The organism is Tabrizicola sp., from assembly GCF_041913445.1.
Taxonomy (GTDB): Bacteria; Pseudomonadota; Alphaproteobacteria; order Rhodobacterales; family Rhodobacteraceae; genus Tabrizicola.
In genome coordinates, this window is the sequence record NZ_JAYSFG010000051.1 from 2492 (window position 1) to 4809 (window position 2318).

The following is a 2318-nucleotide window of genomic DNA, read 5'->3' on the forward strand; positions in this document are numbered from 1 at the left end:
CCCGGCGTTGGGGGCGGACCGCGAGAGGCCGGCTAGCGGCCTGCCATCGCAATCCGCCCCCGCCATCGCCATTGCCGGGGCGAAACTGGTCCACGCGCGGCGGGTTCCGCTGGGTGCGTGGGGAGGTAGGCCCTAACTCGCGCTCCCCGCTGTTCGGTGGGTGGGGAGATAGGCCCTAACTCCGCTCGGTGCTTGGGGTGACGGAGGGTATTAGACCGCGCCCCCGCCGTTCGGCGCGTGGGGAGGTTCACCCTATTGCCGCTCGGCGCGTGGGGAGGTGAGCCCTAACCCGTGCTCCCCGCCATTCGGTGGGCGGGGAGGTAGGCCCTAAAGCCGCTCGGTGCGTGGGGAGGTGAGCCCTATTGCGGCTCGGCATCGGGTGGTGGCCCGTATTGTGCCCCGCTGTCCGCGCTTCGGCGGGTGGGGTGATGGCCCCTATTGCCGCTCGGCCGTGGGGAGGGGGCCACTAATCCGTGTTCCCCGCTGTTTCCGGTCAAGTCTGACTGGACCGCAAATCCCTCGGGCACGGGGAGATGCACCCTAACCCTCCACTGGCGGCACCGGAGAGGGCACCCGCGCAAGGTCCTTCAACACCTCATCGGGCATCCCTCGAAAGCCCTTGCCGTATCCCGCACCCGCGTTCCTCGGGTTGAACCTGCCGGTGATTGCGTCCTGCACCTCGGGCAGCGCCCGCACCTTCCGAAGTTCGTCCTCCATGCGGTGACGCCACGAGTGCGCTGGGACCTTCTTCGGGTCCTTGATGCCCACCACGTCACGCACCCATCGCCCGTGCGCGACCTGCGCGTTGGTCGTGCGGGTTCCGTCCTTCGACGCGGTGATGCTCGGGAAAAGGGGCCCGCTTGGATCGACCGGAAGCTCCGCGACGTAGCGAAGGAAGCCCTCCGCGATGAGCGCCGGATGCAGCGGGATCATGCGTTGCATGGTCTCGTTTTTCCCGGCTCGCGCTTCGGTCGGTCGGATGTCGAGGATCATCACGCCCACTTCCTGCCGCACGTCACCACGCCGAAGCTCGGCTAGCTCCCCGAGGCGGGCCCCCGTGAAACACAACAGCCAAGGTAGCCAGCGCAACGCGCCCGTCTCCTGCCGTGCGGCGGTGAGGATGCGCTTCGCGTCATCATCGGAATACGGCTCTCGCGGTGCTGGGCCCCGGCGCTTCACCTTCGGGGCCATCCCAGCGAACGGATTGCCTGCGACCTTTCGGTTCTTAGTCGCCCAGCGGAACACGGCGCCCGCGTTCAAGACATCATCCGCGACCGTGCCCACGTCCTTGCCTTCCGCAAGGCGGGCCTCCTTGAACCTCACCACGTCATCGGCGGTGATGCGCTGCACGTCATCGAAGCCGAGGATGCGAACAAGGTTCCGGAAAGTGCCGCGATACTTCTTGACCGTCGCGGGTGCGGGCTGCGTCTCAGCCGCCCACGCATCAAGAAGCTTCTCGCCGGTCAGCGGCGCGGCGCGATGTTCGGCGGGTGGGGAGGTGCAGGGTAATGGCGCTGCGCTGGCCTCAGGCATGACGACGATGGGCGGGAACGTGGCGACGTGCGGGTCTGGCGAGTAGTCGCCTTCCGCCCGGCGCCGCAGCGTCTCAGCGGCCTTGAGCTTGGTCCCGTAGAGGGCCCTTGCGATGCGCCTGATGCTGTCCGCGTCGGCCGCGATGCCGTGCTGCCGCGCAAGCCGCTGTGCATCGGTGAGGTCGGCCACGCTGGGGCCTATGGGCTGGTCCGTCGCGGCGTCCCGTTCAAGCTCCGCGTAGAGCTGCTCCGCGAATAGCTCCCACCCCTCCGGCGCTCCCGGATCATCCTCCCAATGCGCGACGGTCTCCCGATAGAGCGCACCGCACAGGGCGATGACTTCGCGATGCGTGAGGCGCCGCGCAGGATGAAGCGACGCCCGGGCAGTTGCGAACTCATGCTCGATCTTCCGCAGCGCCGCAGGGGCCCGCTTCGCTGCCTCGGTGGGGCCCTTGGTGCGCAGGCTGATGATGCGCTCGGCGGTGCCGATGATGGGCCGAAGCTCCTTCGGAACCACCTTGCGGATGCGATACACGCCGGTCGTCGGATGCTTCGTCGGTCGGGTCATCGAAAGGGCCAAGATGTATCACCCGGATGTATCACCGGAGACACGCAAACCCTTGTTTCGCCTGATTTCCGAGGCCCATCAAGGGCCTATGGTGGTGCTGTTGGAGAGGATTGAACTCTCGACCTCTCCCTTACCAAAGAATGGTCACGAGCCTAGTTGGGGTGTGGTCACCATTTGTTGGCACGCCTGAGATCGGCGGATTTCCGGCCCGATTGTAT

General features: G+C 66.9%; 1 protein-coding gene. It reads right to left on the reverse strand.

From position 1 onward, the window contains the following. Nucleotides 1-540: 540 nt before the first annotated feature. Complete coding sequence (locus ACE3Q6_RS22210; protein ID WP_374437305.1) at nucleotides 541-2100, reverse strand: DUF6538 domain-containing protein; 1560 nt, start codon at nucleotides 2098-2100, stop codon at nucleotides 541-543. Nucleotides 2101-2318: the final 218 nt, after the last annotated feature.

Coding starts and splice junctions, on each gene's coding strand:
- ACE3Q6_RS22210 (WP_374437305.1), bottom strand. CDS start 2,100: ATGACCCGACCGACGAAGCATCCGACGACCGGCGTGTATCGCATCCGC.